The following is a 22,565-nucleotide window of genomic DNA, read 5'->3' as shown; positions in this document are numbered from 1 at the left end:
TAGCGTGGACGCGTGCACGCTCACCGAGATGACCAACGCCGCTCACGAGCTGCGACGCCCCGGGTCCTGTTCGCCGTCGCCCTGTCCGCGTTCCTCGTGCTGATCGGGACGACACCTGCGTCGGCGCACGCAGCACTGACCTCGAGTGATCCGGCGGACGGCGCCACGGTGGCTGCCGACCTTGAGCGAGTGACACTCACCTTCAGTGAGGCGCCGCTTGCCGGGCTCCAAGCCGGCCTGCGCATCGAGGTCCGAGACGACGGCGGGACCGACGAGTCCTCCGGAGCGGTGGCCGTCGACGGCACCTCGATGTCCAAGGCGGTGTCGCTCTCCCCCGGCCCGCACACCCTCGTCTGGCGGTACGTCTCCCCCGACGGCCATCCGATCGAGGGGCAGCTCGCGTTCTCGGTGGAACCGGTCGCATCCCCGACCGTCCCACCCACGACGACGAGCCCGACGACCGCGCCCACATCATCCTCGGAACCGACGACAGCGGCAGCGGGAGCCGCACCGAACACGGGTGCCGGAACGCACGCGCACGGCCACGGCGGCCCGGCACTCCTGTTCGGGGTCGTCGGGATCCTGGCAGTGCTCGTCATCGGCGCGGTCGTGCTCCGCATCCGCCGGGGCGCGGACGCGCGGACCGAGGGTTGACGGGACGCTCCGAGCCTCAGAACACCGCGACGGTCATGCCCGACGACGTCGCTGGTCGGTCCATCGCGACGAGCGCCTCGGGCAGGTCGTCGAAGCCGATCGTGCGGCCGATCGTCTGCTCCGGACGCAGTCGCCCGGACACGACGGCGTCGAGCATCGCGCCGTACTCCCCGACCGCTGCGCCGTGACTGCCGAGCAGTTCGAGTTCGTCCGCGATGACCCGGCCCATCGGGATCGCCGGAGCGGCTTCGTCGTCGAGCAGCAGCCCGACCTGCACGTGCCGGCCGCGCGGACGCAGGGACGCCACGGCGGCGACGGAGGTGGCACGGCTGCCGTAGGCGTCGAGCGAGACGTGCGCTCCGCCACCTGTGCGGGATCGGACCGTGGTGACGGCATCGGCGTCCATCAGCACGGTGTCGGCACCCAGGGCGGCGGCGCGTTCGAGTGCGGCCGCGGAGACGTCGACAGCGACCACGTGCGCGCCGGCGGCCACGGCGACCATGACCGCGGAGAGCCCGACTCCACCGCAGCCGTAGACCACGACCCACTCCCCTGCGGCGACGCGCCCCCGGGCGTGGAGGGCGTGGAACGCGGTGCCGAACCGGCAGCCCAGCGCCGCCGCCACCGCGAAGTCCACGGCGTCGGGCAGCGCGACGAGGTTGAGGTCGGCGTGCGGGACGACCAGGGAGTCCGCGTACGAGCCCTGCAGGTCGAACCCGGGCTGCTGCTGGGCGGTGCACACCTGGGTGGCGCCGTCGAGGCATTCGGCGCAGGTCCCGCAGGCGAACACGAACGGAGCCGTGACCCGGTCGCCGACCGCGAAGCGCTGGACGCCCGCACCGACGGAGGCGACGACGCCGGCGAACTCGTGCCCGGGCACGTGCGGCAGCCGGACGGAGTCGTCGTGGCCCTTCCACGCGTGCCAGTCGCTGCGGCAGACACCGGTGGCCGCCACCCGGACGACGACGCCGTGCTCGGGCGCGACCGGCTCCGGCAGGTCGACGATCGAGGGGACGGAACCGAACTGGGCGTACTGGACGGCGCGCATGCGGCCATCCTGACAGACGCCGGACGCCGGACGCCGGACGCCGGACGTCGCACGCCGGACGCCGGACGCCGGACGCCCGACAGCGGACCAGCGCCACCAACCGCCCGACGCGACCCGCGCGCCGGGGTCCCCACGGGCCTCCAGGTCGACGGCCTCCCGACCGCCCGCCCGCCCGAACGGTCCACGGAACCCCGATCGGCCGTTGCGCCGCAGGCGCGTTCGCCGGTTGACTCGTCACGTGACCGACCTGCGCTTCTCCGCCGACCCCGCCGACCTCGACGTCGACCGCGTGCACCGCTGGCTCAGCGAGGAGTCCTACTGGGCTCGCGGGCGTGACCGTGCGACGCAGGATGCGATCATCGCCGGTTCCCGGAACTTCGGCGTGTACGACGCGACGACCGGCGAGCAGCTCGGCTACGCGCGGGTGATCACCGACGGCGTGACCTTCGGGTGGCTCGCCGACGTGTTCGTGGACCCCGACGCCCGGGGCCGCGGCGTCGGGATCGAACTCGTGCGTGGCGTGACCGAGGCGGTCGAGCCGCTCGGCCTGAAGCGCTTCGCCCTGTTCACCGCGGATGCCCACGGGCTGTACGAACGGTTCGGGTTCCGCCCGCTGCCCGACCCGGACGGCTGGATGATGCGCCCCGGGCCGGGGTTCGGTGCCGACGTGCACGACTGACGCCGGCGCTGTCCGTCAGTACTCGATCCGGCCCTCGCGGTTGTGGAACTCCCCCGTCGGCCCGTCGGTGCCGATCGTCGCGAGCATGACCGTGGCATCGGTGCCCTCGGTGATCGTCTGGTGTCCGCCGAACCCGTTGAACTCCGTCGCCGTGTAGCCCGGGTCGCTCGCGTTCACCCGGAACCCGGGCAGGTTCTTCGCGTACTGCACGGTCAGCGCGATCACGGCCGCCTTCGACGCCGCGTACGGCACCGCCGGCACCCCGTACTCGTCGTGCCCCGGCGTCGTCAGCCAGCGCGGGAACCCCACCCCCGACGAGACGTTCACGATGACGGGTGCTGCCGAGCGTCGCAGCAGGGGCAGCGCGGCCTGGGTCACCCGCACGATCCCGGTGACGTTGGTGTCGAGCACGGTCGCCATCGCGCTCGCGTCGAGGTCGTCGACCCCGAACGAGGTGCCGAGGATCCCGGCGTTGTTCACGAGGACGTCGAGTTCGGGGATCGTCGCGATCGCCGCGTCGATGCTGGCCTGGTCGGTGACGTCCAGCTGCACGACGTGTACGCCGAGGGCGCGGGCGTCGTCGCCGTTGGCCGGGTCGCGCATGCCGGCGTAGACGGTGTGGCCGGCTTCGAGCAGTCGGCGTGCGGTCTCGAGTCCGAGGCTGCGGTTGGCCCCGGTGATCAGTGTCGTTGTCATGCGTCCAGCCTGCCCCCGCCGACCCGGCTCCCCCAGGCACGGTGCGACGGTGGGACCGGCAGTACCAGGACGGACAGGAGGCGCGGGGCGATGATGGTGGACATGAGCGAGTTCGCGAACGTGTTGCGTTCCTGGCGTGACCGGGTGCGTCCCGAGGCGGTCGGCCTGCCGGCCGGCCCCGGCAGACGGACCCCGGGGCTCCGCCGCGAGGAGCTCGCCGCGCTGGCGGGCGTGAGCGTCGACTACGTCGTCCGCCTCGAGCAGGGCCGGGCGACGAACCCGTCGCCGCAGCTGCTCGCGGCCCTCGCGACGGCGCTCCGGCTGTCGTCCGAGGAGCGGGACCACCTGTGCCGGGTGGCCGGCGTCGCCCCGCCGTCGCGTCAGGTGGTGCCGCGGCACATCACGCCGGGCGTGCAGCGGTTGGTGGACCGGCTCGGCGACGTCCCGCTCGCGGTGTTCACGGCGACCCACGACATCGTGCTCTGGAACGAGCTGTGGGCCGCGGTGAACGGCGACCCCTCGCGGTACGTCGGGCTCGATCGCAACCTGGTCTGGCGGCACTTCATGCAGGAGCGCGACGGGGTGGACTGGGACGACGAGCACCAGGAGGAGTTCTCGAGCGACCTCGCCGCCGACCTGCGGCAGGCGTACGGCCGCTACCCGGCGGACCGTGACCTCGCGGACCTGGTCGAACGGCTGCTGCGGGAGTCCCCCGAGTTCGCCCGCCGCTGGGAGACCGGCCGGATCGCCGAGCACCGTGCGAGCCGCAAGGTCGTGCACACGCCCGTCGGGCCGGTGGAGATCGACTGCGACGTGCTGAGCGTTCCCGGCGGTGACCTGCGGATCGTCGTCTACACGGTCGTGCCGGGCTCCGAGGACGCCGCGAAGCTCGACCTGCTCCGGGTCACGGGCCTGCAGGAGCTCATGCCGCGGTGAACACCAGCGACGCGTTCTGACCGCCGAACCCGAACGAGTTGTTCAACGCGGCACGGAGCGGCGCGGTCCGAGCTGCGCCGGAGACGACGTCGAGGTCCACCGCGGGGTCGAGCCGGTCGAGGTTCAGGGTCGGCGGAACGGTGCCGGTCTCGAGCGCCCGCAGGGTCAGGATCGCCTCGACGGCTCCGGCAGCGCCGAACATGTGCCCGATCGCGCTCTTCGGCGCGTTGACCAGGGCGCCGGTCCCCACAGCGCGGCTGATGGCGGCCGCCTCGCCGACGTCGCCGACGGGGGTGCCGGTAGCGTGCGCGTTCACGTGGTCGACGTCGCCGCCGGTGAGTCCCGCCATACGGATCGCGGCGCGCATGGCCCGCTCCTGCTCGCTGCCGTCCGCCAGCGGTGCGGTGATGTGGTGCGCGTCCGAGGTGATCCCCCATCCGGCGAGCGAGCCGTGCGACCGCTGTCCTCGGGCCGCGGCGTGGTCGGCACGCTCGAGCACGACGATGCCGGCGCCCTCGCCGAGGACGAAGCCGCGGCGGTCGGCGTCGAACGGCCGTGACAGGGTGGTGGGGTCGTCGCCGTCGGGCTTCGCGAGGGCCTGTGACTGGGCGAACGATGCCATCGTCACCGGGGTGACGGCGGCCTCGGTCCCGCCGGTGATGACCACGTCGGCCTCACCGGTGGCGATGAGTCGTGCGGCGGTGGCGATGGCCTCGGCCCCCGAGGCGCAGGCCGACACCGTCGTGTAGGCGCCGCCTCGCGCCCCGTACGCGATGCTGATCTGCGCGGCGGCACCGTTCGCCATGAGCATCGGCACCGTGCGCGGTGAGACCCGCCGGGCACCGGACGCACCGAGCACGTCGTGGGCGTCCAGGAGCGTCTCCACTCCCCCGATCCCGGTGCCGATGACCACGGCGAGGCGGTCGCCCTCCACCGCGGGGGCACCGGCGTCGGCCCAGGCCTCGTCCGCGGCGACGAGTGCCAGCTGCTGACTGCGGTCGAGACGGTTCGCACGGACCCGCCCGAGCGCTCCGTCGGCGTCGAGGGCGGCATCGGCACCGACCCGGATCGGCACCTGTTGCCAGAGCGCTCCGTCGCGGTGCAGGGCGCGGACGCCGGAGCGACCGGCCACCAGGGCGTCCCAGAGCGGCGTGACGCCGTGGCCGAAGGGTGAGACCGCGCCGTAGCCGGTGATGACGATGTCCACGGGAACTCCTCTTGTACGTTGAACAAGTTGAGTTGTACCACGTACAATTCCGACATGGCAACCACGGTGGACGGCTCCGGCACGGCACGCGGCGCGGCGACACGGGCGAAGATCCTCGCGGCGACGGCCGGACTGCTCAGTGCGGGCACTCGGAGCGTCACCGTCAGCGAGGTCGCCCGGGCCGCGGGTGTCTACCCGAACCAGATCACGCACCACTACGGCTCGAAGGACCGCCTGGTGCTCGACGCCGCGTTCGCGCTGTTCCTCCGCGACACCACGCGACTGCAGGCGGCCGGCCGGCGAGCCCGCTCGCCGGAGTCGTTCCGGGAAGTCCTCGCTCGCACCGCCCTCGCGATGCCGTCGACCCCGCTCGTGGTCCGGGCGCTCGGGGCCGCCGGGGACGACCCGGCGCAGCGTGAGCGCGTGCGACTGCTGCTCGCCGTGCTGTTCCGGCAGTCCGAGCGCTACCTGGAACGTGTCGTCGACGATCAGGGCTGGACGAGCCCGAGCGGCGTCGCCCGGGACGCCCGCACGTTCTGGAGCGCCGTGTTCGGTGCCACCCTGCTCGCGGACGCCGGGGTCACCGGCGGCCCCTCGGACCTCGACCTGGCGGGGACGATCTCGATCCGGTGACCGGGCGGGCACCGCCGCCGGGGTCTCCCCCGGCGGCGGCGTCACTCGCCGAAGCCGGACCGGACCAGTTCCACCAGGGCGTCGACTGCGGCCTGCGCGTCCTGCCCGGTCGCGTCGACCGACACCGTCGCACCCTTCGGCAGCGCCAGGGCCATGATCGCCAGCAGGCTCTTCGCATCCACGCCGTTGACGTGCACGCTCGCGTCGTACTTCGCCGCCGTCTTCACGAACTCCGCGGCGGGCCGGGCGTGCAGCCCGGTCTCGTTCACCAGCTCGACCGATGCGCTGACTCGGTCGGCGCCGGCCGCGCCGTCGACGGGAGCAGCCCCGTCAGCCGGCCCCGCGCCTCCAGGCTGGTCACCGGACGGAAGGGAGGCGCTGCTCGCGTCCGCCTCGGAACCCGCGGCCGATGCCGCGGCGGCCAGCACCGCGTCGGCGTCACCACCCGTCTGGGCGGCGACCGCAGCCGCCACCGTGCCCTCGACCAGCGGGGCCGGCGACACGTGGACGCGGTCTCGGACGTCGTCGTCCAGGAAGTCGAGCGCGGTGTCGGTCGTCAGGTAGGCGGAGCCGAGGTCGCACAGCACCACGACGGCGTCCGCCTGGGCGAGTTCCTCGATGCCGGCGGAGATCGCCTCGAACGAGGTACCGATGCCGCCGTCGTCCGTGCCGCCCGCGGCGACGAGCGGCACGTCCGCCGCCATCTGCCGGGCCAGCTCGACGGTGCCGGTCGCGATCGCCGCGCTGTGCGAGACGACCAGGATGCCGACGGTCACGCTGCGTCCACCGCTGCGCGCAGGATGTACGCGGTCGACTGCGCACCGGGGTCGCGGTACCCGATCGCGCGGTCGCCGAGGTAGCTCGCGCGGCCCTTGTGGGCGACGAGCGGCTCGGTGTCCGCCGCACCCTGCGCGGCGGCGTCGGCTGCCGCGGTGAGGACGGCCTTCGGGTCGTCGCCGGCGCCGGCAGCCGCTGCTGCGGCGTCGACCGCGGGGCTCCACGCGTCGACCATCGTCTTGTCGCCGACCGTGGCCTTGCCGCGGGACACGACTCCGTCGCGGGCGGCGGTGAGGACGGCGACGAGGGTGTCCGCGTCGAGTTCGGCCGCGTCACCGGCGGCCTGCGCCGCCTTCAGGTAGGCGGTGCCGAAGAGCGGGCCGGCCGCCCCGCCCACGGTGGAGATGAGCTTCGTCGCCACGGTCTTGAGCACGGCACCCGGGGTGTCGAAGGACCCGGAGTCGACGGCCTCGAGCACGGCCCGGAACCCGCGGTCGAGGTTCTCGCCGTGGTCGCCGTCCCCGATCTCGCGGTCGAGCGTGACGAGCTCGGCGCGGTGTTCGTCGATCGTCGCGGCGGTGCGACGGACCCAGTCGATGGCCCATGCGGTGTCGAGCGCCAATGCGGTTCCCTTCGTGTGTCCGGCCCGGCGGGCCCGGTGTCGTGGTCCGGTGGTCGAGTGACTGTGGTCGGCCGCAGTCGCGGTCGGTCAGCGTCCCCAGCGCAGGGCCGGGGTCTCCACCGGGGCGTCCCAGAGGGCAGTGAGTTCGTCGTCGAGCACCGTGACGGTGAGCGAGAACCCCTGCATCTCGAGGGACGTGACGTAGTCGCCGACCAAACTACGCGTGACCTGGTAGCCGCGGTCGGAGAGGACCTCGGCGGCGCGTCGGTAGGCGATGTAGAGCTCGGACAGCGGGGTGCCGCCCATGCCGTTCACCAGGAGCAGCAGCGACGAGCCGGCCGGGGCGTCGAGGTCGGTCAGGATCGGCTCGAGCACGCGGTCGACCAGCTCGTCCGCCGGTGCCATCGCGATCCGCTCGCGGCCCGGCTCGCCGTGGATGCCGATGCCGAGCTCGACCTCGTCGTCGGCCAGCACGAAGGACGGCTCCCCGGCGTGCGGGACGGTGCCAGACGCCAGCGCGAGCCCCATCGACCGCGTGACGTCGTTGACGTGCCGGGCCACCGCGGCGACCGCGTCCAGGTCGTCCCCGCGCTCGGCGGCGGCGCCGGCGCACTTCTCCACCACGACGGTCCCGGCGACACCGCGACGGCCGGCGGTGAACAGGGAGTCCTGCACCGCGACGTCGTCATCCACCACGACGGACTCGACGCGGACGTCGTCCATCGCCGCGAGCTCGGCGGCCGTCTCGAAGTTGAGCACGTCGCCGGTGTAGTTCTTCACGATGTGCAGCACGCCCGTACCGCCGTCGACGGCCTTCGTCGCGGCGACGATCGGGTCGGGCGTCGGGCTCGTGAACACCGGGCCGGGCACCGCGGCGTCGAGCATGCCGTACCCGACGAAGCCGGCGTGCAGCGGCTCGTGGCCGCTGCCACCGCCGCTGACGATCCCGACCTTGCCGGCGACGGGTGCGTCAGCGCGGTGCAGGTGGATCGGGTCCTCGACCAGGACGACGTGCCCGGCGTGTGCCCGGGCGAAGCCCCGGACGGTCTCCTCGACCACGGCCTGCGGGTCGTTGATGAGCTTCTTCATGCGGTGCCTCCACGGGTACGGGGTCGAACCGTGGCGGTCACACCGCGCGTCGTCGACCGGAGTGCGCCCAATCTACATCGGCGGCACGAGCGGCCGTCCGGTCACGATGCACGTTCGTGCAGCGTGCCGAGGACGCGTCACCGGGTCAGGATCGTGCTGGGGACACTCGTCCTGCACGTTCGTGCACGATGCCGCACTTCGCTCACGAATTCATCGCCGGGCCGTGAACCGCATCACTATGGTTGGCCTCAATCACTCAACGGGGAGTGCGGCGCAGCACGGCCGGACCCCCACCCTCACGCACTGGAGGTCACCGATGGACGGCATCGGCGTCAATTTCCTGTCCGAGCTCGTCGGTACGGCGATGCTCATCATCCTGGGTGGCGGCGTCGTCGCCGCCGTCTCGCTGGCGAAGTCCAAGGGCTTCGGAGCCGGGTTCCTGATGGTCACGATCGGCTGGGGCTTCGCGGTCTTCGCCGGTGTCACCGTGTCCTACAAGTCCGGCGGACAGCTCAACCCCGCGGTCAGCCTCGCGCAGGCGATCCTCGGCAACATCACCGTCGGCGAGATGTTCCTCTACTGGCTCGCCCAGCTGATCGGCGCGATCATCGGTGCGGTCATCGTCTGGCTCGCCTACAAGCAGCACTTCGACGAGGAGCCCGACGCGGCCGCCAAGCTCGGCGTCTTCTCGACCGGCCCCGCGATCCGCTCGTACGGCTGGAACCTCGTCACGGAGATCATCGGCACCTTCGTGCTGGTCTTCGTCGTCATCGCGTTCACCAACGGGCAGACCCCGTCGGAGCTCGGTGCGATCCCCGTCGCGTTCCTCGTGATCGCGATCGGTGTCAGCCTCGGTGGCCCCACCGGCTACGCCATCAACCCGGCCCGTGACCTCGGCCCCCGCATCGCGCACGCCTTCCTGCCCATCAAGGGCAAGGGCTCGAGCGACTGGGCCTACGCCTGGGTGCCGGTCGTCGGACCGCTGATCGGTGGCGCCCTCGCCGCCGGGCTGTCCTACGCCCTGCTGCCCGTCGTCAGCTGACCCACCCCCACCCCGAAGGCGTGGACGGCCGTTCCGCACGACCGAACACGCACCCGCACCGAACACACCCGTAAGGAGCACCAATGGCCGACTACATCGTCGCCATCGACCAGGGCACGACCTCGACCCGAGCAATCGTGTTCGACCACTCCGGTTCGATCATCTCGACCGGGCAGAAGGAACACGAGCAGATCTTCCCGCGCGCCGGGTGGGTCGAGCACGACCCCGCCGAGATCTGGGACAACACCCGCGAGGTGATCGGTCAGGCACTGTCGCGTGCCGACATCACGCGCCACGACGTCGCAGCCGTCGGCATCACCAACCAGCGCGAGACCGCCGTCGTGTGGGACAAGACCACCGGCAAGCCGATCTACAACGCGATCGTCTGGCAGGACACCCGCACGCAGGCGCTCGTCGACAAGCTCGCCGACGGCGACACCGACAAGTACAAGGCCATCGTCGGCCTGCCGCTCGCGACGTACTTCGCCGGGACCAAGATCATGTGGATCCTCGAGAACGTCGAGGGTGCTCGTGAGAAGGCCGAGGCGGGCGACCTGCTCTTCGGCACCACCGACACCTGGGTCCTCTGGAACCTGACCGGTGGCGTCGACGGCGGCGTCCACAAGACCGACGTCACGAACGCGTCCCGCACGCTGTTCATGGACCTCGAGACGCTGCAGTGGCGCGACGACATCCTCGCCGACTTCGGCGTGCCGAAGTCGATGCTCCCCGAGATCGTCAGCTCCTCCGAGGTCTACGGCCACGTCGAGTCCTCGAGCCTGCTGCGCGAGGTCCCGATCGCCGGCATCCTCGGCGACCAGCAGGCCGCGACCTTCGGTCAGGCCGCGTTCGACCAGGGCGAGTCGAAGAACACCTACGGCACCGGCAACTTCCTGATCTTCAACACCGGTACCGAGATCGTCCGCTCCGAGAACGGCCTGCTCACCACCGTCGGCTACAAGCTCGGCGACCAGGAGACGCACTACGCCCTCGAGGGTTCGATCGCCGTCACGGGCTCGCTCATCCAGTGGCTCCGCGACAACCTCGGTCTGATCGGGAGCGCCCCGGAGGTCGAGGCCCTGGCCAAGACCGTCGAGGACAACGGCGGCGTGTACTTCGTACCGGCGTTCTCCGGGCTCTTCGCGCCGTACTGGCGCCCGGACGCCCGCGGTGCGATCGTCGGCCTCACCCGCTACGTCAACAAGGGCCACATCGCCCGTGCCGCCCTCGAGGCCACGGCGCTGCAGACCCGCGAGGTGCTCGACGCGGTCAACGCCGACTCCGGCGTGGACCTGACCGAGCTCAAGGTCGACGGCGGCATGACCGCGAACAGCGAGCTCATGCAGTTCCAGGCCGACATCCTCAACGTGCCGGTCGTCCGTCCGGTCGTCGCGGAGACGACGGCGCTCGGTGCGGCCTACGCTGCCGGTCTCGCGGTCGGCTTCTGGGCCAACCTCGACGAGCTCCGTGCCAACTGGCAGGAGGACAAGCGCTGGGAGCCCCAGCTCGACGACGCCGAGCGCGAGCGCACGCTCCGTCTGTGGAAGAAGGCCGTCACGAAGACCTTCGACTGGGTCGACGAGGACGTCCAGTAACGACGTGCAGTGACACTGCAGGCGCACGCTGACAGCGTGCACTGATCGCACCGACGGGAGGCCCGGTGCCGGTTCCAGGAACCGGCACCGGGCCTCCTGTGCGTTGCGTCTCCTGCGGGCCGGTCGCGGTCGGCCGGGCGTCGAGTGGTCGGGTGTTCGGGTGGTCGACGGTACGGCGCGGTGCGCGGTTGTTCACCGGGTGCAGCGCTGACCGATCGGTGCGCGCTCGCAGCGCAGCACCGAGCCGCCAGGCTCGCACCGGGCGACGCACCGCGCATGGTGCGAGCCGGGCGGAAGCGGCGCGGACTACGCGGCGGGAGCTACGCCGACCCAATCAGCCAGTTTGCGCGCACCGGCGCCCGAGTCGATCGCCTCGGCGGCGACGACGAGCTGTTCGCGGAAGCGTTGCAGGATCGGCCGGTCGGACTCGTTCGGGTCCTGTGCCAGCCGGAAAGAGACGAGGCCGGCCGCGGCGTTCAGCAGGACGATGTCGCGGACGGGTCCGGTCTCCCCCGCGAGCACCCGGTGGACGACGGCGGCGTTGTGCTCCGGGTCGCCGCCGAGCAGGTCCTCGGTGCGTGCCCGGGCGATGCCGAGGTCGCGCGGGTCGAGGTCGTGCTCGGTCACGCGGCCGCCGGTGACCTCCCAGATGTGGCTGTGCCCCGTGGTGGTCAGCTCGTCGAGACCGTCGTCGCCGCGGAACACGAGGGCCGTCGCGCCACGCGTCTGGAACACGCCCGTGATGATCGGGACGAGATCGAGCTGGGCGACGCCCACGGCGTTGGCCTCACACCGCGCGGGGTTGACGAGCGGGCCGAGGAAGTTGAACACCGTCGGCACGCCGATCTCGCGCCGGACCGGGCCTGCGTGGGCGAAACCGGGGTGGAACGCGTTGGCGAAGGCGAACGTCAGCCCGACACGCCGGAAGGTGTCCGCGACACGCGCGGCGTCCATCGTGAGATCGAGTCCGAGGGCGGCGAGCACGTCGCTCGAGCCGGACTTCGACGAGCTGGCCTTGTTGCCGTGCTTGACGACCGGGACCCCGGCAGCCGCGATCACGATGGCCGCCATGGTCGAGACGTTCACGGTGCCGACCACGTCGCCACCGGTGCCCACGATGTCGAGCGCCATCGGGTCGACGTCGAGCGGAACCGCGGCGTCCAGGATCGCGTCGCGGAACCCGACGACCTCGTCGACGGTCTCGCCCTTCGCGCGGAGCGTCACGGCGAAGGCTGCGATCTGTGCCTGGGTGGCCCGCCCGTGCACGATCTCCTCCATGGCCCATGTGGATTGCCTGATCGTCAGGTCTTCGCGCGCCATGAGCGCGCTGATCACCGCTGGCCAAGAAAGTGCGTCAGGCATGGCTCGATCGTAGTGAATTCGAGAGACCCGCCAGTCTCCTGCGAAAACACTGTCGGGGGTTTCGGCCATAATGGAGGACGTGACTAGCACCTCTCTCTCCAGATCAGCCAGCGGTCCGGCCCTCAACAGGCCGAACGCCGTGGCCGTGGGGACGATCGTGTGGCTGGGCAGCGAGGTCATGTTCTTCGCCGGCCTGTTCGCGATCTACTTCACGCTCCGCAGCACGTCCCCTGAGCTCTGGGCGACCGAGACCGCGAAGCTCGAGGTGCCCTTCGCCTCCGTGAACACGATCATCCTGGTGCTGTCCAGCTTCGCTTGCCAGTTCGCGGTGTTCGCTGCGGAGCGCTTCCAGGTGCACCGGACGAGCTGGAACCCGCGCCACTGGGGCATGACGGAGTGGTTCTTCGTCACCTACGCGATGGGCGCGATCTTCGTCTGCGGCCAGATCTTCGAGTACGCCAACCTCTGGCACGAGGGCGTGACGCTCTCCTCCAGCGCCTACGGCTCGGCGTTCTACATGACCACCGGGTTCCACGGACTCCACGTGACCGGTGGCCTCATCGCCTTCCTGCTGACGCTCGGCCGCGGTTTCGCCGCCAAGAACTTCGGCCACAAGGAAGCGACCACCGCCATCGTCGTGTCGTACTACTGGCACTTCGTCGACGTCGTGTGGATCTTCCTCTTCGCCGTCATCTACCTTCTCAAGTAGGAACTGGACACCCCCCAGCACATGTTCAACAGAACCAAGTCCAAGAAGGGCCGCCGTTCACCGATGGCGACCGTGTCGCTCATCGTCGTGGGTCTCATGACCACCGGTGGCGCGTACGCACTGTTCAGCTCCACGGCGAACGCCGACGACAGCACGAGCACCGTCGCTGCCTCGAGCCAGTCGCAGGTGAACGAGGGCGAGAAGCTCTTCGCCTCGAACTGCGCCACCTGCCACGGTCTCTCCGCGCAGGGCACGAGCGAGGGCCCGTCCCTCATCGGTGTCGGCGCCGCCTCAGTCGACTTCCAGGTCGGCACCGGCCGCATGCCGATGGCCGCTCAGGGCCCGCAGGCAGAAGAGAAGCCCGCCCAGTTCACGGACGAGCAGGTCGACGCGCTCGCGCAGTACGTCGCTTCCCTCGGCCCCGGTCCGTCGGTCCCGTCCACCGAGCTCACCAACGGTGAGGACGGCGACGCTGCCGAAGGCGCCGAGCTGTTCCGCATCAACTGCGCCATGTGCCACAACGTGGCCGGCGCCGGCGGTGCGCTGACCGAGGGCAAGTACGCCCCGAACCTCGAGACGGTCTCCGGCAAGCACATCTACGAGGCCATGCTCACCGGCCCGCAGAACATGCCGGTCTTCAACGACCTGAACCTGACGCCGGAGCAGAAGGCCGACATCATCACGTACCTCAAGTACGTGCAGGACAACAAGTCCCCCGGTGGCTTCGCACTCGGCTCCCTGGGGCCGGTCGCCGAGGGTCTGTTCATCTGGATCTTCGGACTCGGCGCGGTCGTCGCGATGACCGTCTGGCTGACCGCGAAGTCCAACTGATCGTCCGTGTCGAACGACACTGAAGGGAACACCATGGCAGAGCACGACGACGAGACGCTGAACTCGTCCTCGGCTGTCGAGAAGCACGGCACGACCACCTCCCCCGGGATCGCGGTCCTCCCCGTCGACCCGTTCGAGAACCCGGGCGAGCCGCCGCACCGCCCGCGTCGCACCGACGTCGACCCGAAGAAGCAGCGTCTGGCCGAGCGCCAGGTCGCCGCGTACTTCTACCTGTCGATCGTCGGCAGCGTCCTGTCGATCGCGGCCTACGTCGCCTTCCCGATCGACCCGAGCGACTTCGGAACGGTCCGTACTGCGAACCTCTTCCTGGGCCTGTCGATCGCCCTCGCGCTCCTCGCCCTCGGCCTCGGTGCCGTCTACTGGTCGAAGTCGCTCGTCGTCGACCGCGAGATCACCGAGCTCCGCCACGGGACCCGCGGCACCGATGCGACCCGTGCCAAGGCGGTCGAGGCGTTCCAGCTCGCCGACAAGGAGTCGGGTTTCAGCCGTCGCAAGCTGATCCGCAACTCGATGATCGGTGCCCTGGCCGCGTTCCCGCTCCCCGGCATCGTCCTGGTCCGTGACCTCGCTCCGGCCGAGGACCCCAACGAACTGCTCCGCCACACCTTCTGGAAGCAGGGCCTGCGCCTGACGAAGGACCCGACGGGTCTGCCGATCAAGGCCTCCGACGTCACCATCGGTTCGGTGTTCCACGTCATCCCCGAGGGCATGCTCGAGTCCGAGCACATGCTGGAGGAGAAGGCCAAGGCCTCCGTCCTCCTCATGCGCCTCGACCCGAAGGACCTCAACCCGTCCAAGGGTCACGAGAACTGGGGCTACGACGGCATCGTCGCGTACTCCAAGATCTGCACTCACGTCGGTTGCCCCGTCGCGCTCTACGAACAGCAGACGCACCACCTGCTGTGCCCGTGCCACCAGTCCACCTTCGATGTCTCGAACAACTGCGAGGTCATCTTCGGTCCGGCAGCACGCCCCCTCCCCCAACTTCCGATCGCGATCGACGACGACGGCTACCTGGTTGCCCAGAGCGACTTCCACGAGCCGGTCGGACCGTCCTTCTGGGAGCGTGAACGCTGATGACCAGCACCACCACCACCGCACCGAACACGTCGACGAACAAGCCGGCGCCGGAGCGCGGATCCCGCATCATCGGCGGGGTCGCCAACTACATCGACGAGCGCACCAGCATCTCGGGCCTCGTCAAGGAAGTCGGCCGCAAGATCTTCCCGGACCACTGGAGCTTCATGCTCGGCGAGGTGGCGTTGTACAGCTTCGTCGTCGTGCTGCTCTCCGGGACCTTCCTGACGTTCTTCTTCCAGGCGTCCATGACCGAGGTCGTCTACAACGGCTCGTACGTCCCCCTCAAGGGTGTGGCGATGTCGACGGCCCTGCAGTCCACGCTCGACATCTCGTTCGACATCCGCGGCGGGCTCTTCGTCCGACAGGTCCACCACTGGGCGGCCCTGCTGTTCGTGGCGTCGATCATGCTGCACATGGCCCGAGTGTTCTTCACCGGTGCCTTCCGCAAGCCGCGTGAGCTCAACTGGGTCTTCGGGTTCCTGCTCTGGGTCCTCGCCATGGCCGAGGGCTTCACCGGCTACTCGCTCCCCGACGACCTGCTCTCCGGGAACGGTCTGCGGATCATCGTCGGCATGATCGAGGGCGTCCCGGTGATCGGCGTCTGGATCGCCTACCTGCTGTTCGGTGGCGAGTTCCCGGGGACCGACATCGTCGGCCGCCTGTACACGCTGCACATCCTGCTGCTGCCGGCGATCCTCGTCGCGGTGCTCGGTGTCCACCTCGTGCTCGTCGTGATCAACAAGCACACGCAGTTCGCGGGTCCGGGCAAGACCAACGAGAACGTCGTCGGTGTCCCGATCCTCCCGGCGTTCGCCGCGAAGGCCGGTGGGTTCTTCTTCATCGTCGCGGGCATCCTGGCCCTCATCGCGTCGCTGTTCACGATCAACCCGATCTGGAACTACGGCCCGTACGACCCCTCCCCGGTCTCCGCCGGTACCCAGCCCGACTGGTACATCGGCTTCGCCGACGGCGCGCTCCGACTGGTCCCGCCGCACTGGGAGGTCGTGTGGTTCGGCTACACGGTGTCGTTCAACATCCTGGCGCCGATCGCGGTCCTGGTGCTGCTCATCCTGGCGATCCTGCTCTACCCCTTCATCGAGGCGTGGGTCACGGGCGACAAGCGTGAGCACCACATCCTCGACCGCCCGCGCAACGCCCCGACGCGAACGGCGTTCGGTGCCGCTGGCATCACGCTCTACGCCAGCCTCTGGGCCGCAGCCTCGTCGGACATCATCGCGACGCACTTCCTGGTGTCGATCGAACACGTGATCCACGTGATCCAGGCAACGACGGTCCTCGGTCCGTTCATCGCCTTCTGGATCACCAAGCGCGTGTGCCTCGCCCTCCAGAAGAAGGACCGCGAGATCGTCCTGCACGGCTACGAGTCGGGGCGCATCGTCCGACTCCCCCACGGCGAGTACATCGAGGTGCACGAGCAGCTCGACGAGTACGAGCGGTGGAAGCTCCTGCAGTTCAACGAGTACAAGCCGCTCATGATCCGCCCGAACGCCAAGGGCAAGATCACGGGTCTGCAGAAGGTCCGCGCCGGCGTCTCCCGCTTCTTCTTCGAAGACCGCATCGAGCCGGTCTCGAAGGCCGAGCTCGAGGCAGCGCACGCGGCGCACCACGGCCCGAACCTCGAGGGTGGCCACCAGGCTCCCCAGGTCGGCCCCGGCGATCACTGATCGGTAGCGCACGAAGCAACCCCCGTCACGAAGTGACGGGGGTTTCTTCGTGCACAGGGCAACACGCCGCCCCCAGTTCACGGCTGGTTCACCCTCGCGTGCTGGACTCGTCCAGGACGGTGTGGCAACGTGTTGCACCACGCATCCGCCAACGGAATGAGACCCCGATGGACAGCCGGACGGCCGAACACCCCAGGCCGAACCACTTCCTCCTCCACCTCAGCGACACGCACCTCGTCTCCGGGGACCGCGACCTGTACGGCGACGTCGACTCCGCCGCTCGGCTCACGCAGATCGTCGCTGACATCGAAGCCTCGGGCACGCGTCCCGAAGCGATCGTCGTCACCGGCGACGTGGCCGACAAGGGCGAGCCGGGCGCCTACGCCCGTGTGCGCGAGATCCTCGAGCCGGCCGCCCAGCGGATCGGTGCGCAGATCATCTGGGCGATGGGCAACCACGATGAGCGCGGCGCCTTCCGTCAGGAGCTCTTCGGCCTGCAGCCCACCGATCGCCCGGTCGACTTCGTGTACGACGTCAACGGTCTCCGTGTGATCACGCTGGACACGAGCGTGCCCGGGCACCACCACGGCGAGGTCTCCCCCGACCAGCTCGACTGGCTCGCCGAGGTCCTGTCCGAGGCAGCGCCGCACGGCACCATCCTGGCGATGCACCACCCGCCGGTGCCGAGCGTCCAAGACCTCACCGTCCTCGTCGAGTTGCGCGACCAGCAGGCCCTTGCCGAAGTCGTCGAGGGCAGCGACGTCCTCGCCATCATCGCCGGTCACCTGCACTACTCGACCAGTGCCGTGTTCGCCGGCATCCCGGTGTCCGTCGCCAGCGCCACCTGCTACACCCAGGACCTCACCGAGTACCAGGGCGGTACCCGCGGCCGCGACGGTGCGCAGTCGTTCAACCTCGTGCACGTCTACGGGCGCAACGTCGTCCACTCGGTGGTGCCGATCGGCCACTACGCCACCGTCGGACAGCCCGTGTCTGCGCTCGAAACCGAAGCGAAACTCGCCGCGCACGGCGTGACGATCCCGGCGGCCGTCGAGCCGGCACCGGTCACCTCGAGCATCCCGGTGTTCACGCTCGACTCGGTGCCCGTCTCCCCCGTTCACCGGTAGCGCCGCGCGCGAGGAGTCGCGCACCACGAGTGCAGAAGAGGTCGGGTCCGTCATGCGGACCCGCCCTCTTCTGCTCACCAGGCGGGTGCGGGCGTCCTAGGCCCCGAGCGACGAGCGGTCACGACGCCCCACGCGTGCAACGTCGCGTGGTCACGATGCGTCGTCTGGCGGCACCGCACGCAACGGTTCGTGACCGTTCGGCGGGCAACCGGCGGGGTGCCCTGACCGCGCGCCGGCATGTACGTCCCGACGGCACGCAGGACGGCCGGGAGGCCCGTGGCGGCGCCGACTCGCGCCACCCGGCACGCGGGGTGGTCGCGACACACCGCTCGGCCTGCGACGCGTGGTCACGTTCCGTTGGTTCGGGGGCGGCGGAGGCGACGGTCTGTGACCGGTCGGCGTGGGGGTGGCGGGGTGTGGCGTCCGGTCGAGGCCGATGGAGGGCCCGAACCCGGTGGCGGGGTTCCGGCGTGGGACCGGGCTCGCAGGCTCGCCCGGAGCGCCTCAGCAGGCCGCTGGCGCGTCCTGATCGCCCCGTGGGACCGGGCTCGCAGGCTCGCCCGGAGCGCCTCAGCAGGCCGCTGGCGCGTCCTGATCGCTGGGGCGCTCCCACGGCGCGGGGAACGGGAAGTAGCGCTCCAGGAAGTCCGTCACGCGCTGCGTGCGCTCGTCGTCGCTGACCTCCGGGAAGCTGCCGTCGTTGAGGCAGAAGAAGTCGGCGTTCCGCTTCTTCAGCAGCTCGTCGAGCGACCGGAGCCCGGACTGCATCGTCGTGTCGATGTACCGGACGTCGGCGTTCTCCTGCACGATGGCGCGCCCGGTGAGCAGCGAGTAGTAGTGGTACAACGAGTTCGTCACCGAGATGTTGTCCGCGGCCCGGAAGCGCGAGGCTGCCGTCGACGCGAACTCGTCAGCGAACTCGTGCTCCATCTCGGTCATGATCGAGGCACGCAGGGGCGTCGGAGCGTGCTCGAGGTGCCGGGTCGTCACCGCACCGAAGCGCTGCTGCAGCAGGCGACGGTTCACGCGGGCGGAGTTCTCGAAACCGCTGCGTGCGGGGTTGTTCGACCCGAGCCCGATGCGGGTGGTGGCGAGGATGAACTTCGTCACGGATCCGGGGCTGAAGAACATCGACGGGTCGGTCAGGCGCCCGAAGAACATGTCGTCGTTCGAGTAGATGAAGTGCTCGCTGATGCCCGGGATGTGGTGCAGCTGCGACTCGACGGCCTGCGAGTTGTGGGTCGGCAGCACCGACGGGTCGGCGAAGAACTCCTCGCTGCGGACGATCCGGACCTTCGGGTGCTCGGCGAGCCAGTGCGGTGTCGGGGAGTCCGTCGCGATGTAGATCTGGCGGATCCACGGCGCGAAGGTGTGCACCGAGCGGAGCGCGTACTTCAGCTCGTCGATCTGCCGGAACCGGGCCGGGGCATCGTCGCCCTCCCCCAGGACGGCGTTCGACTGCGCGGCCTGGCGGGCACGCTGGTACTCGATGGCGTTGCCGTCGACCCACGAGAAGACGATGTCGATCGGGAAGCGGATGTCCGAGACGTGGTCGTCGAACATGTGCTCGACGGTGCGCCAGGTGCGGCCGTAGCGCTCGATGTCGACGAGGACGAACTCCTCGACCGGCAGACTGCGCCGCATCAGGGCGTTCTCGACGGGTGCGAGGACCTCGGTGTCGGTGACCCGCCAGAACTCGAGCTGGACGCTCGTCTCTGCGCCGTACCGCAGACGCCCGAGGGGCTCGAGCCGCGGTCGGAACACGCGGAGCACGGGTTCCTCGACGGAGCCGAGTCCGTCGTCCTGCACGAGCACGGCAGGCTTGCCCGGGGGCTTCGCGTAGAAGGGCTCGTTGACGGCCGCGGACATCACGGCGCTCTCGGCGCGCTGACGGTCACGTTCGTCGAGGGCGATCACCGGACGCTGGTCGTTGCCGCGGATGAGCAGGTGGTCGACGTCAGCCGCGGTGAGCGCGTCGTCGAGGAACAGCAGGTCCTCGATCATCGACTGCTGCGGTGTGAGGTGTCCGTTGATGAGCGTCAGGCGCCCCTTGCGGACGACGACGTCCGATCGGTCGAGACCGCCGGAGGACGGTCGAGGGTTCAGCAGAGGACTCTCGGTCACCGGCTCGGTCTCGTCGTTCATCCAGGCCCTTCGGGTCGTGCGGTCGGGTCCTGTACCCGACCTGCCGATCCTACCGTCCGTCCGACTCGCGGGGCACCTTGACGACGATGCCCACCACGATGAACAGCGCGGCTGCCACCAGCTGCAGTGCTGCCCACACCTGTCCGGGGATCGGCACCGTGACGAGCGGGTTCCAGCAGACGGCGACGGCGGCCATGAGCAGGGCAGCCCACCAGGCCTTCCCGCGCACGCTGAAGACGAGCACGATGAGCGCGAGCACCGTGACACCCCAGCGGGCGAAGACGAAGCCCGACGAGTCCACGATGGCGACACACGCGAGCAGCACGATCGCCGCGATCATCGACGGCGCCAGTGCGGGGCGGGTGAAGGGTGGCGTGGTCCGGGCGCCGTTGGCCGGTGCGGCGGCTGCGGGTCGAGGGGACCCGGCGGGCACGCCGTGCTGGGACGACCCCACCGGGGGCCGCCCCTTGCGTGCGGCCATCAGTCCGCGGAGCCGTCGAGGTCGATCGCCTGGATCGACCGCGACATCGGCGGCAGGTCACGGACACGCTCGAGCGCCGGCACCAGTTCACCGACCAGCGCGCGGTAGCCCTCTTCGGTCAGGTGCAGGCCGTCTTCGGTGAAACGGGCGTCGAGGTGGTCGCCGTCGGCCAGGGCTGGCCAGGCGTCGAGGTACTGCGCGTGACACGTCGCAACGAACTGACGGAGGTGCCGGTTGGCCTGCTCGATCTTCGCGGCGTACTCGGCCTGCCTGGGCAGGATCGACACGAGCAGCAGGCGCACGCCCGGCAGCTCGCGGCGGAGCGTGACGAGGATGGTCTCGACGTTGCGGACCACGTGCTCGGCGCTGGCGCGGTGGTTGCCGAAGTCGTTCGTGCCGATGAGCAGCACGATCACCTCGGGCTGTTCGGCGACGACGGCGTCGAGGCGCGTCAGCACGCCGTCGGTCGTGTCGCCACCGATGCCCTGGTTCAGCGTGTGCTCGTCGGGGAGCCACGTGTCCCAGTCGCCCTGTTCGGTGATGCTGTCCCCCAGGAAGAGGACGGGGCTGCGGTCGTCGGTCATGCTGCCTCCTCGTGCGCCGGCTCAGGGGTCCCGGTCTGCTGCGTCCGGTTGCGCTGCGTGGATTCGGTGTGGTCGGACTCCCGCTCGGCGGCGGCGGTGATGCGCTCGACCATACCGGGGAAGATGATGCCGTGGAACGGCAGGATGCCGTACCAGTACAGCCGCCCGGCGAGCCCCTGCGGGAAGTAGATCGCCCGCTGGTGGTAGTCACTGCCACCGTCGGGGTTCGGCGTGACGGTCATCTCGAGCCACGCACGGCCGGGCGACTTGAACTCGGCGCGGAGCCGCAGGTAGCGGCCGCGCTCCAGGCGTTCGACGCGCCACCAGTCGAGCGCGTCGCCCTGCTCGAGGCGCTGCTGGTCACGACGACCGCGGTTCAGCCCCACACCGCCGGCGATCTTGTCCATCCAGCCACGGGCCACCCAGGCGAGCGGGAACGAGTACCAGCCGTTCTCGCCGCCGATCGACTCGACGACGCGCCAGACGTCCTCGGCGGACGCACTGGAGTGCCGCTTCCGGTCGTCGACGTAGACCGTGTGCCCGGCCCAGTCGGGGTCGTTCGGCATCGGGTCGGCCGAGGCGCTCGAGAGCGTCGCGCTGCGCCAGCTCGTCTCGACCTGACCGGACCGCATCTTGTTGAGCGCCAGACGGACGGCCCGCCGGTACGAGGTGAGCCCGCCCTCGGGCTGCGGCACGACGTCGTCGATGTCGTGCTCGCGCTGCACGCACTCGAACTGCAGCGACTCGATGATCGGCGTCGCGAGCTTGCGCGGGATCGGGGTGACGGCGTTGAACCAGTGCGCGGCGAGACGCGGGGTGAGCACCGGCAGGACCGTGATCGGGCGCTGGGGCAGCTTCGCCTCGACCGCGTAGCCGTTCAGCATCTGGCCGTACCGCAGGACGTCGGGGCCGCCGATGTCGAACGTGCGGTTGACGTCGGCGGGGACGTCGAGCGCGGCCACCAGGTAGTACAGGACGTCGCGCACCGCGATCGGCTGGATGTGGTTGCGGACCCAGCGCGGCGCGGGCATCCACGGCAGGACGTCGGTCAGGTGCCGGATCATCTCGAACGAGGTGCTGCCCGAGCCGATCACGACGCCCGCCTGGTACGCGACCGTCGGCACGCCGGAGCCGAGGAGGATCTCGCCCACCTCCTTGCGGCTGCGGAGGTGCTTGGACAGCTCGCCGTCGGGGTGGAGCCCGCCCAGGTAGACGAACCGGCTGACACCAGCCGCGTTCGCCTCGCTCGCCATGGTCTCGGCGGCTTCGCGCTCGGCCGACTCGAAGTCGCCGTCGGCCCCCATCGCGTGGGCCAGGTAGTAGACCGCCTCGATCCCGTCGACGGCGGCGCGCACCGCGTCGGCGTCCTGGAGATCACCCTCCGCGACGTCGACGTCGCTGCTCCACGGGACGTCCTGGAGCTTCCGGGGGTTGCGCACGAACACCCGGACGGAGTGGCCGGCTTCGAGGAGACGAGGGACGAGACGACCACCGATGTACCCGGTGGCGCCGGTGACGAGGACCTGCATGCCCTGCACGCTACGCGGCACGCCTGACGGGTA

At 70.3% G+C, this 22,565-nt stretch carries 22 protein-coding genes; 11 read left to right on the top strand and 11 right to left on the bottom strand.

Annotated elements, in window-relative coordinates:
• The first annotated feature begins 12 nt into the window (after positions 1-12).
• Positions 13-654, top strand: coding sequence for a copper resistance protein CopC (locus H7A73_RS05540; RefSeq protein WP_182065035.1), 642 nt, complete (start codon positions 13-15; stop codon positions 652-654).
• 16 nt (positions 655-670) lie between these two features.
• On the opposite strand, the gene H7A73_RS05535 is transcribed toward H7A73_RS05540, so the two are convergent.
• Positions 671-1,702 carry an alcohol dehydrogenase catalytic domain-containing protein gene (locus tag H7A73_RS05535; RefSeq protein ID WP_182065034.1) on the bottom strand — a complete coding sequence of 344 codons (1,032 nt, stop codon included), beginning with the start codon at positions 1,700-1,702 and terminating at the stop codon, positions 671-673.
• 238 nt (positions 1,703-1,940) lie between these two features.
• On the opposite strand from H7A73_RS05535, the gene H7A73_RS05530 reads away from it, so the two are divergent.
• Positions 1,941-2,381, top strand: coding sequence for a GNAT family N-acetyltransferase (locus H7A73_RS05530; protein WP_182065033.1), 441 nt, complete (start codon positions 1,941-1,943; stop codon positions 2,379-2,381).
• Positions 2,382-2,396: 15 nt separating this feature from the next.
• On the opposite strand, the gene H7A73_RS05525 is transcribed toward H7A73_RS05530, so the two are convergent.
• On the bottom strand, positions 2,397-3,077 hold the full coding sequence (locus H7A73_RS05525) for an SDR family NAD(P)-dependent oxidoreductase (RefSeq protein ID WP_182065032.1): 681 nt from the start codon (positions 3,075-3,077) through the stop codon (positions 2,397-2,399).
• Positions 3,078-3,179: 102 nt separating this feature from the next.
• On the opposite strand from H7A73_RS05525, the gene H7A73_RS05520 reads away from it, so the two are divergent.
• Entirely contained in the window at positions 3,180-4,013 is an 834-nt protein-coding gene (locus tag H7A73_RS05520; protein WP_182065031.1) for a helix-turn-helix domain-containing protein, read from the top strand.
• Here H7A73_RS05520 and H7A73_RS05515 read toward each other — a convergent pair.
• Positions 4,000-5,220 carry a beta-ketoacyl-[acyl-carrier-protein] synthase family protein gene (locus tag H7A73_RS05515; protein WP_182065030.1) on the bottom strand — a complete coding sequence of 407 codons (1,221 nt, stop codon included), beginning with the start codon at positions 5,218-5,220 and terminating at the stop codon, positions 4,000-4,002. The genes H7A73_RS05520 and H7A73_RS05515 overlap by 14 nt on opposite strands.
• Positions 5,221-5,274: 54 nt before the next feature.
• Here H7A73_RS05515 and H7A73_RS05510 point away from each other — a divergent pair, with 54 nt between their 5' ends.
• On the top strand, positions 5,275-5,853 hold the full coding sequence (locus H7A73_RS05510) for a TetR/AcrR family transcriptional regulator C-terminal domain-containing protein (RefSeq protein WP_182065029.1): 579 nt from the start codon (positions 5,275-5,277) through the stop codon (positions 5,851-5,853).
• A 41-nt stretch (positions 5,854-5,894) separates the two neighbouring features.
• Here the strand turns inward: H7A73_RS05510 and dhaM are convergent, their stop codons facing one another.
• From dhaM to dhaK, 3 genes are all read right to left on the bottom strand, one after another.
• Positions 5,895-6,629 carry a dihydroxyacetone kinase phosphoryl donor subunit DhaM gene (gene dhaM / locus H7A73_RS05505; RefSeq protein ID WP_182065028.1) on the bottom strand — a complete coding sequence of 245 codons (735 nt, stop codon included), beginning with the start codon at positions 6,627-6,629 and terminating at the stop codon, positions 5,895-5,897.
• Entirely contained in the window at positions 6,626-7,252 is a 627-nt protein-coding gene (gene dhaL / locus H7A73_RS05500) for a dihydroxyacetone kinase subunit DhaL (RefSeq protein ID WP_182065027.1), read from the bottom strand. Before dhaL ends, dhaM begins: the two co-directional genes overlap by 4 nt.
• 87 nt (positions 7,253-7,339) lie before the next feature.
• Positions 7,340-8,341 carry a dihydroxyacetone kinase subunit DhaK gene (dhaK, locus tag H7A73_RS05495; protein ID WP_182065026.1) on the bottom strand — a complete coding sequence of 334 codons (1,002 nt, stop codon included), beginning with the start codon at positions 8,339-8,341 and terminating at the stop codon, positions 7,340-7,342.
• Between the two features lie 316 nt (positions 8,342-8,657).
• Here dhaK and H7A73_RS05490 point away from each other — a divergent pair, with 316 nt between their 5' ends.
• Positions 8,658-9,383, top strand: coding sequence for an MIP/aquaporin family protein (locus tag H7A73_RS05490; protein WP_182065025.1), 726 nt, complete (start codon positions 8,658-8,660; stop codon positions 9,381-9,383).
• Positions 9,384-9,466: 83 nt separating this feature from the next.
• Positions 9,467-10,978, top strand: coding sequence for a glycerol kinase GlpK (glpK, locus tag H7A73_RS05485; protein ID WP_182065024.1), 1,512 nt, complete (start codon positions 9,467-9,469; stop codon positions 10,976-10,978).
• A gap of 306 nt (positions 10,979-11,284) precedes the next feature.
• On the opposite strand, the gene trpD is transcribed toward glpK, so the two are convergent.
• The gene (trpD, locus tag H7A73_RS05480) at positions 11,285-12,340 is read right to left on the bottom strand and encodes an anthranilate phosphoribosyltransferase (RefSeq protein WP_182065023.1); all 1,056 of its coding nucleotides are present in this window, start codon (positions 12,338-12,340) and stop codon (positions 11,285-11,287) included.
• A 70-nt stretch (positions 12,341-12,410) separates the two neighbouring features.
• On the opposite strand from trpD, the gene H7A73_RS05475 reads away from it, so the two are divergent.
• The 5 genes from H7A73_RS05475 (at position 12,411) to H7A73_RS05455 (ending at position 17,793) form a co-directional block, all read left to right on the top strand.
• On the top strand, positions 12,411-13,049 hold the full coding sequence (locus H7A73_RS05475; RefSeq protein WP_027465617.1) for a heme-copper oxidase subunit III: 639 nt from the start codon (positions 12,411-12,413) through the stop codon (positions 13,047-13,049).
• Positions 13,050-13,070: 21 nt separating this feature from the next.
• Positions 13,071-13,880, top strand: a complete 810-nt coding sequence (locus tag H7A73_RS05470) for a cytochrome c (protein WP_182065022.1) — start codon at positions 13,071-13,073, stop codon at positions 13,878-13,880.
• A 33-nt stretch (positions 13,881-13,913) separates the two neighbouring features.
• Positions 13,914-14,978 (top strand): ubiquinol-cytochrome c reductase iron-sulfur subunit, encoded by a 1,065-nt coding sequence (locus tag H7A73_RS05465; protein WP_027465615.1) that lies wholly within the window; start codon positions 13,914-13,916, stop codon positions 14,976-14,978.
• Positions 14,978-16,666 (top strand): cytochrome b, encoded by a 1,689-nt coding sequence (locus H7A73_RS05460; RefSeq protein WP_071403835.1) that lies wholly within the window; start codon positions 14,978-14,980, stop codon positions 16,664-16,666. Before H7A73_RS05465 ends, H7A73_RS05460 begins: the two co-directional genes overlap by 1 nt.
• A gap of 167 nt (positions 16,667-16,833) precedes the next feature.
• Positions 16,834-17,793 carry a phosphodiesterase gene (locus tag H7A73_RS05455; protein ID WP_182065021.1) on the top strand — a complete coding sequence of 320 codons (960 nt, stop codon included), beginning with the start codon at positions 16,834-16,836 and terminating at the stop codon, positions 17,791-17,793.
• 570 nt (positions 17,794-18,363) lie between these two features.
• Here H7A73_RS05455 and H7A73_RS05450 read toward each other — a convergent pair.
• Genes H7A73_RS05450 through H7A73_RS05435 form a run of 4 tightly spaced genes read right to left on the bottom strand, consistent with a single transcriptional unit; the run spans position 18,364 to position 22,532 of the window.
• Positions 18,364-19,938, bottom strand: a complete 1,575-nt coding sequence (locus H7A73_RS05450) for a stealth conserved region 3 domain-containing protein (RefSeq protein WP_182065020.1) — start codon at positions 19,936-19,938, stop codon at positions 18,364-18,366.
• Positions 19,939-19,987: 49 nt separating this feature from the next.
• Positions 19,988-20,419, bottom strand: coding sequence for a DUF6804 family protein (locus tag H7A73_RS05445; protein ID WP_182065019.1), 432 nt, complete (start codon positions 20,417-20,419; stop codon positions 19,988-19,990).
• Entirely contained in the window at positions 20,419-21,003 is a 585-nt protein-coding gene (locus H7A73_RS05440; protein ID WP_182065018.1) for a GDSL-type esterase/lipase family protein, read from the bottom strand. The genes H7A73_RS05445 and H7A73_RS05440 overlap by 1 nt, the downstream gene beginning before the upstream one ends.
• Positions 21,000-22,532 carry an SDR family oxidoreductase gene (locus H7A73_RS05435; RefSeq protein WP_247737742.1) on the bottom strand — a complete coding sequence of 511 codons (1,533 nt, stop codon included), beginning with the start codon at positions 22,530-22,532 and terminating at the stop codon, positions 21,000-21,002. The genes H7A73_RS05440 and H7A73_RS05435 overlap by 4 nt, the downstream gene beginning before the upstream one ends.
• Positions 22,533-22,565 lie beyond the last annotated feature (33 nt).

The organism is Curtobacterium sp. ME12 (assembly GCF_903970855.1).
Taxonomy (GTDB): Bacteria; Actinomycetota; Actinomycetes; order Actinomycetales; family Microbacteriaceae; genus Curtobacterium; species Curtobacterium poinsettiae_A.
The sequence above is the reverse complement of the archived record's forward strand: the minus strand, read 5'-3'. Positions and strand labels throughout refer to the sequence as shown.

What these genes read in the sequence shown, in the direction of transcription:
- glpK (WP_182065024.1), top strand. Translation starts at nt 9,467, where the DNA reads ATGGCCGACTACATCGTCGCCATCGACCAGGGCACGACCTCGACCCGA.
- H7A73_RS05465 (WP_027465615.1), top strand. Translation starts at nt 13,914, where the DNA reads ATGGCAGAGCACGACGACGAGACGCTGAACTCGTCCTCGGCTGTCGAG.
- dhaK (WP_182065026.1), bottom strand. Translation starts at nt 8,341, where the DNA reads ATGAAGAAGCTCATCAACGACCCGCAGGCCGTGGTCGAGGAGACCGTC.
- H7A73_RS05460 (WP_071403835.1), top strand. Translation starts at nt 14,978, where the DNA reads ATGACCAGCACCACCACCACCGCACCGAACACGTCGACGAACAAGCCG.
- H7A73_RS05525 (WP_182065032.1), bottom strand. Translation starts at nt 3,077, where the DNA reads ATGACAACGACACTGATCACCGGGGCCAACCGCAGCCTCGGACTCGAG.
- H7A73_RS05490 (WP_182065025.1), top strand. Translation starts at nt 8,658, where the DNA reads ATGGACGGCATCGGCGTCAATTTCCTGTCCGAGCTCGTCGGTACGGCG.
- H7A73_RS05435 (WP_247737742.1), bottom strand. Translation starts at nt 22,532, where the DNA reads ATGCAGGTCCTCGTCACCGGCGCCACCGGGTACATCGGTGGTCGTCTC.
- H7A73_RS05535 (WP_182065034.1), bottom strand. Translation starts at nt 1,702, where the DNA reads ATGCGCGCCGTCCAGTACGCCCAGTTCGGTTCCGTCCCCTCGATCGTC.
- H7A73_RS05470 (WP_182065022.1), top strand. Translation starts at nt 13,071, where the DNA reads ATGTTCAACAGAACCAAGTCCAAGAAGGGCCGCCGTTCACCGATGGCG.
- H7A73_RS05440 (WP_182065018.1), bottom strand. Translation starts at nt 21,003, where the DNA reads ATGACCGACGACCGCAGCCCCGTCCTCTTCCTGGGGGACAGCATCACC.
- H7A73_RS05520 (WP_182065031.1), top strand. Translation starts at nt 3,180, where the DNA reads ATGAGCGAGTTCGCGAACGTGTTGCGTTCCTGGCGTGACCGGGTGCGT.
- H7A73_RS05445 (WP_182065019.1), bottom strand. Translation starts at nt 20,419, where the DNA reads ATGGCCGCACGCAAGGGGCGGCCCCCGGTGGGGTCGTCCCAGCACGGC.
- H7A73_RS05475 (WP_027465617.1), top strand. Translation starts at nt 12,411, where the DNA reads ATGGAGGACGTGACTAGCACCTCTCTCTCCAGATCAGCCAGCGGTCCG.
- H7A73_RS05450 (WP_182065020.1), bottom strand. Translation starts at nt 19,938, where the DNA reads ATGAACGACGAGACCGAGCCGGTGACCGAGAGTCCTCTGCTGAACCCT.
- H7A73_RS05510 (WP_182065029.1), top strand. Translation starts at nt 5,275, where the DNA reads ATGGCAACCACGGTGGACGGCTCCGGCACGGCACGCGGCGCGGCGACA.
- trpD (WP_182065023.1), bottom strand. Translation starts at nt 12,340, where the DNA reads ATGCCTGACGCACTTTCTTGGCCAGCGGTGATCAGCGCGCTCATGGCG.
- H7A73_RS05455 (WP_182065021.1), top strand. Translation starts at nt 16,834, where the DNA reads ATGGACAGCCGGACGGCCGAACACCCCAGGCCGAACCACTTCCTCCTC.